This window comes from Promineifilum sp. (SeqCode), assembly GCF_041918635.1.
Lineage (GTDB): Bacteria > Chloroflexota > Anaerolineae > Promineifilales > Promineifilaceae > Promineifilum.
In genome coordinates, this window is record NZ_JAYRVJ010000598.1 from 1 (window position 1) to 6,232 (window position 6,232).

5 protein-coding genes are annotated in these 6,232 nt (G+C 68.0%); 3 read left to right on the forward strand and 2 right to left on the reverse strand.

Features of this window, described 5'->3' with window-relative positions; translation table 11 throughout:
• Window positions 1-152 precede the first annotated feature (152 nt).
• The 3 genes from ftsA to nrdR all read left to right on the forward strand — a co-directional run bounded on the left by ftsA (window position 153) and on the right by nrdR (window position 3,425).
• Window positions 153-1,397 carry a cell division protein FtsA gene (ftsA, locus tag ACE3UY_RS17655; protein ID WP_374688803.1) on the forward strand — a complete coding sequence of 415 codons (1,245 nt, stop codon included), beginning with the start codon at window positions 153-155 and terminating at the stop codon, window positions 1,395-1,397.
• A 178-nt stretch (window positions 1,398-1,575) separates the two neighbouring features.
• Window positions 1,576-2,721 (forward strand): cell division protein FtsZ, encoded by a 1,146-nt coding sequence (ftsZ, locus tag ACE3UY_RS17660; RefSeq protein WP_374688804.1) that lies wholly within the window; start codon window positions 1,576-1,578, stop codon window positions 2,719-2,721.
• 248 nt (window positions 2,722-2,969) lie between these two features.
• Window positions 2,970-3,425 (forward strand): transcriptional regulator NrdR, encoded by a 456-nt coding sequence (gene nrdR / locus ACE3UY_RS17665; RefSeq protein WP_374688805.1) that lies wholly within the window; start codon window positions 2,970-2,972, stop codon window positions 3,423-3,425.
• A gap of 132 nt (window positions 3,426-3,557) precedes the next feature.
• Here the strand turns inward: nrdR and ACE3UY_RS17670 are convergent, their stop codons facing one another.
• Window positions 3,558-5,963, reverse strand: coding sequence for a lamin tail domain-containing protein (locus ACE3UY_RS17670; protein WP_374688806.1), 2,406 nt, complete (start codon window positions 5,961-5,963; stop codon window positions 3,558-3,560).
• Window positions 5,964-6,012: 49 nt separating this feature from the next.
• The coding region (locus ACE3UY_RS17675; protein WP_374688807.1) for a hypothetical protein at window positions 6,013-6,232 on the reverse strand (220 nt) is incomplete at its 5' end.

Genomic DNA, 6,232 nt, shown 5'->3' on the forward strand with positions numbered 1-6,232 from the left:
GCACCAGAAGCTGGCCGTCTATGAGACCGTGGTGGCGAGCCTGGTGGATCGCGGCCTGCGGCCGGAGTACATCAGCGTCAGCAACCAGTACAAGCCCTATTATCGGCTTGTGCCATAGGGCACTGACCACTGGTCACTGCAGGGGTACTGATATGGAAGACATCGTATTCGGGATCGACATCGGCACGACCAAGATCTGCGCGCTGGTCGGCGCGTTGGACAGCGCCGGCCCCGGCAGCCGGCCGGGCAACCGGGAGCTGCGGATCATCGGGCTGGGAATGCAGCCGTCGAGCGGCATGCGCAAGGGCATGATCGTCGACGTGCCGTCGGCGTCAGTGGCCCTGGCCGGCGCGGTGGAAGCGGCCGAGCAGACCTCGGGCTACCAGTTGTCACGGGCGCTGGTCAGCATCGCCGGCGAGCACATCAGCTCGACCAATAACCGCGGCCTGGTAGCCATCGGGCGCAACGAGAGCGGGGTCACGCCGGCCGACATCGACCGCGCCCTGGAAACGGCCCAGGCCATCCCCATCCCCAGCAACCGGCAAATCATCCACCTCATCCCGCGCCACTACACCATCGACGACCACGAGGGGGTGCGGCAGCCGTTGGGGATGCATGGCTGGCGGCTGGAGATCGAGGCTCACATCGTGACCGCGGCCAGCTCGGCTCTGCAAAACCTGACCCACTGCACCGACACCGTGGGCATCAGCGCCGAGGAGATGGTGCTGAACGCGCTGGCGTCGGCCGAGGCGGTGCTGGAGCCGGCCGAGAAGGAGATGGGCGTCCTCATCGCCGACATCGGCGGCGGCACGACCGACCTGGCCCTCTATAAGCAGGGCACGGTCTGGCACACCTGCGTCATCCCCATCGGCGGCTACCACATCACCAACGACATCGCCATCGGCCTGCGCGCGCCCTATGAGGTGGCCGAGCGGGTGAAGATTCAGTATGGCGACTGCCGCCCGGCGGACATCGACCCGGATTTCGTCTTCACTGTCGAACCATTTGGCGGCGAGCGGATTCAGGTCGGCCGGCAGGACTTGGCTCAGGTGATCGAGGCCCGCGTCGATGAGATCTTCCAGTTGATTCTGAAGGACATCCAGCAGTCCGGCTACGACGAGCTGCTGCCCGCCGGTATCGTCCTGACCGGCGGCACGGCGCTGCTGCGCGGCATCACCGACGTGGCCGAGCGGGTGTTGAATGTGCCGGCCCGGGTGGCGACACCCAAGAACCTGGTCGGCATGGTCGATTCATTGCACAGCCCGGCCTACGCCACGAGCGTCGGCCTGCTGCGGTGGGCCACCATGGACCACCACCGGTATCAGGCGCGCGCCAACGTCCCCGGCCAATGGGGGCGGCGGGTGAGCAGCATCATCAGGACGTTGTTACCTGGATAGGGACTAGGGGCTAGGGACCAGGGATAAGAGTCCGCCGGTGAGGGACCAGGGATTTGGGGAAGCACTATTCCCCTAGCCCCTAGAACCTAGCCCCTAAAACCTACTTATCGGAAATTCGTTTTAGTGAAAAGGGGATAGAGACATGAATGCAGAGTACAGAGGCAGAGATGCGCAGCGGATGCCGACCACGGAAGGCTCGGCGCTGATCCGCGTCGTCGGCGTGGGCGGGGGCGGCAGCAACGCCGTGAACCGCATGATCAACGAGAACATCGCCGGCGTGGAATTTGTGGCCGTCAATACCGACCAGCAGGCGTTGTTGGGCAGCAACGCCCCCGTCCGCATCGCCATCGGCGAGCGGACGACGCGCGGTCTGGGCTCCGGCGGCGACCCGGAGACGGGCGCGCGGGCGGCCGAGGAGTCCCTCGAGGACTTGCGCCACACGCTGCAAGGTTCCGACATGGTCTTCGTGACCGCCGGCATGGGCGGCGGCACCGGCACGGGCGCGGCCCCGACCGTGGCCCGCGCGGCGCGCGATGCCGGGGCGCTGACCATCGGCGTTGTCACGCGGCCCTTCACGTTCGAGGGTTCGCAGCGGCTGCGGGCGGCCGAGGCGGGCATCGAACAGCTGAAGGAGCACGTGGACACGCTGATCGTCATCCCCAACGACCGCCTGCTGGAGATGGCCGACAAGCGCGTATCGCTGCTCGACTCCTTCCGCATGGCCGACGACATCCTGCGCCAGGGCATCCAGGGCATCAGCGAGTTGATCACCGTGCCCGGCCTGATCAACCTGGACTTCGCCGACGTGAAGGCGATCATGTCCATGGGCGGCGCGGCGCTGATGGCGGTGGGCGAAGGCTCCGGCGACGAGCGCGCCCGCGACGCGGCCACCCAGGCGCTCTCCAGCCGCCTGCTGGACGTGACCATCGACGGCGCGCGCGGCATCCTGTTCAACGTGACGGGCGGGCCGGACATGACGCTCTATGAGATCAACCAGGCCGCGTCCATCATCCGCGAGACGGCCCACCCGGACGTGAACCTCATCTTCGGCGCGGTCATCGACGAGAAGATGACCAACAAGATTCGCATCACCGTCATCGCCACGGGCTTCGAACACACCATGCCCATGCGCCAGATGGCCTCGCCGGTGCAGCAGCCACGGCTAATGCCCAACCGGCCGCCGGCCCGCGAGCCTGTGCCCGCGCACGCCCAGGCCGCCAGCGCGCCGGCTGCGCGCCCCCAGAGTGGCAACCAGCCGACCAACCGGGACGCCTACCGCTTCAACGACATGGAAGTGCCGGCGTTCCTGCGCAAGCGACAGTAAGAATGGAACGCCGATGACGCTGATAGCGCTGATTTTCGCCGATAAGAAACAAATAGCTCTTATCGGCGAAGATCAGCGTCATCAGCGTTATCAGCGTCCAATTTCTTGGCCGTTGCCGGGAATGGTCGCCGTGGTAGAATGTGAATAGGTAGCATATGTAGGGTCAGTCAGGGTTTCGACCGCGCGCCTGACCCAATATATGGCTACCTCATCTACACAACCGGCGAAGTTCCACGGAGGCCAGGGGTATGCGCTGTCCCTATTGCACTTATGAGAAGACGCACGTCATCGACACCAGCCACGACCGGCGGGGCGGCACGCGCCGCCGGCGGGTGTGCGAGGCGTGCGGCCAACGCTTTACGTCGTATGAGCGGCCCATTCTGGCCACGCCGTTGCTGATCAAAAAGGACGGCACGCGCGAGGAGTTCTCACGCGAGAAGCTATTGGGCGGCATCCGCGTGGCCTGCGCCAAGCGGCCGATCTCGGCCGCCGACATCGAGCGCGTGGCCGGCGAGATCGAGTCGGAGTTACAACGGATGGGTCAGGAAGAGGTCAAGAGCCGGATTGTGGGCGACATGGTCATCCGCAAGCTGAAGGAACTGGACCTGGTGGCCTACGTACGCTACGCCATCGTCTACCTGCGGCTGGATGATCTGACCTCCATTCGCGGCGAGATCGACCGCCTCCTGACCGAGCAGTCATAGCGGACGCGCTTCGCGTCTGTCTCATCCCCCTTATGTCGAAGCCCTGCCCTCCGGCGGGGCTTCGCGCTGCCCGGAGAAGAATCCTGTGCCACCTGCCCCCGCTCCCCCGCTCCCCTGCTCCCCCGCGCTTCCTCAAGGCAACCTACCCGGACTAGGAAACGGCCACGCCCGAAAATCGCTCGGGCAGACGCGACTGTCGCGCCAGTAGGGGTAGCGCTCCAGCGTGTGGGCCGGCGGCGCGAGGAGGGGGCAGGCCACGGCCGCCGGATGCGCCCCGTCGCCATAGGTCACCACGTCCACCACGCCCGTCTGGTTCATCAGCAGCACCTCGTCCCCCAGGTTGCCCAGCTGGAACACCGCCTCCGGGTCGCCCCAGGCCGGCAGGTCGATCAGATCGGGCACGGCCGGGTCGCTGTCAAGAATCTCCAGATTTGGCTCCACCCCGAACTCAGCGCGAAAGGCCACAGCGCTGAGCGTCACCACCAGCACGCCATTGGGTGGCAGGACGATGCCGAACGGCAAGAGGCGCATGTCCTCGAAGTCGGTCATCAGCACCGCGTCGCCCAGGGCGTAGCCGGTCAGGTCGATGGCCGCGCCGGTCGGGTTGACGATCTCGACAAACTCCGCCTCGTCCTGCCCCGGCGTGTCGTAGACGATCTCGCTGATGAGCGGATGCGTGGCCGCGCCTTGGAACTGGCCGAGGATGACCGGCAGGTGGATGGTGTGGGACAAATCCCCGGCGAACAGCTCGGCCAGATAGGCATAGGCCGCGTCTGACCGCACCTGGACGGCCAGTTCGCGGTTGCCCTTGTTCGACATCTCCGTGCCGTTAAGGCTGCCGACGTGGATGACGCCCCGGCCGTCGATCTGGGCCAGCACCATCTTGTTGTGCAGCCCCAGGCCGGCCGGGTTGCCCACCTGGCAGCGCAGGCGCAGCGACTCCCGCCGGGCAGTGTCGTTGGCATAGGCGCAGGCGGCGGCGTTGCTCGTGGCGCTGTCGGCGTCGTCGAAGAAAGCGTCGAGCAGCAGCGTCACATCCGCGCCGCGCCGGGCCGCGTCGAGGTAAGCCTCCAGGCGCGGGTTGGGGTCAGCTGCCGGGTTGCTCGTCGTCGCGCCCCAGTGGGGCCGCTCCTCCAGTTGCTCTACCAGTAGCGTGTCCCCCTCCCCCACCCGGCCGAGCAGGCCCAGCAGACCATCCATAGCGCGCAGGCTGTTTTCCGGGGCCTGGATGATCTCGAAGACCAGCGAGCCGTAGAAGACGGCCGGCTGCGGGAAGCGCACGGCGTAGCCCGTCCCGCCCGACTCGGTGATGGGGGTGAAGCCGTCCGGCGGCGGGCCGTAGACCGGGTCGGCGGCCGACCAGCGGACGAGGTCGGGGTGGGCCGGGTCGAGGTCGGCGGTGAAGAGCGCGGTCAGGTGCGCGGCCACCGCCCGCGCGTCGGTCAGCAGCACCACGCCGCGCCGGCCGAGCGTGCCGTCGGCCTTGTCGTCGTCGGGCAGGCTGTCGGGGCTGAAGTTCTCGCTGCTGATGGCGCTGATGCGGTCGTCAATGACCAGGTACTTGGCATGCAGGAAGCGGTAGCGGTTGTGGACGCGGCGGTTCTCGTCGCTGATCATGAACCAGCACGCCCCGCCGGCGCGCTCGATCAGGCCGCAGACGTAGCGCTCCTGGTCGGTCAGGCCGCCGGGCGGCGCGCCTTCCAATAGCGCCGTCACGGCCACCCCGCGCCGGGCGGCGGCGGCCAGCGCCTCGCCCACACCGGCATGCTCCAGCGTCAGCGACGATAGCTGAATCGAGGAGCGGGCGCGGCCGATGGCCCCGACCACGACCTCGTAGGCGTTGTCGGGGGCCACGGCGACGGTCAGCATGGCCGTGGCCGTGATGACCACCGGGGCCTGGAAGCGGTCGGTTTCCCAGCCCGGGTAGCGCACCTTGCGGCCGGCTATAGGGTCGCCGGTGGACTGTGCCCAATCGGCGGCGCTGTCGGTGTCGGCCACAGGCGCGCCGGTCGGATCGCGGCGGCGGTAGAGCACCTGCCCCTCGGCGGCAAAAAGGCCGGATACGCGGTAGGGCGCGAGCGTGGGGCCGAGCCAGCCGGCCTGTGTCGCATCGCCAGCCAGGTAGACCAGCACGTCGGCCGGGGCGCCGGTCGCGTCGCGCAGCACCACCTCGTCGCCGGCGTTGCTGTAGCCGGGCCATGGGCTGAGCGTCAGGTCGGGGGCGCGGCCGAACTGGAAACGGAAGGCGCCGGCGTCGCGGGCCATCCACAGCGCCGCGCCGGGGGCCAGCGTCAGCGACGGCAGGAGCGCGCCGGGCGAGCCGCCGTCCCCCAACCGCCAGCCGATCAGCGTGGCCGCCGCCGCGCTGGCGTTGATGATCCGCACCGCCTCGTCGGCGTCATCGGCGGCGTAGCCGTCGAAGAGAACGCTGTCGATCAGAATAGGCGGTCGACCGTTAGTCTCCCCTGCTCCCCTGCCCCCCCGCTCCCCCGCGCTCACGAGGACGCCACGCCCTATCGAGAGCGCGACTACGCTCAAGACGACGCTAACAAGAAGCCACAGCGGGCGGCGGGAGGCGCTCATGGCGCTAAGGGGTGGTGCGGGCGTAGAGAATGCCGGGATTGAAGCGGATCAGGATGTTGCGGCCGTGGCGCACGCTCGGCCGGTCGAAGGTGAGGTCATTGTAGGCGTCGGCTACAGCCAGACGCACCGGCCGGCCGGCCACCTCGACGGTGTAGGGCCGGCCCCAATCAGCCGTGCCGCGCATGAAGTTGAAAGCCCGTCGCGCCGGCCAGTCGGTGGACAGC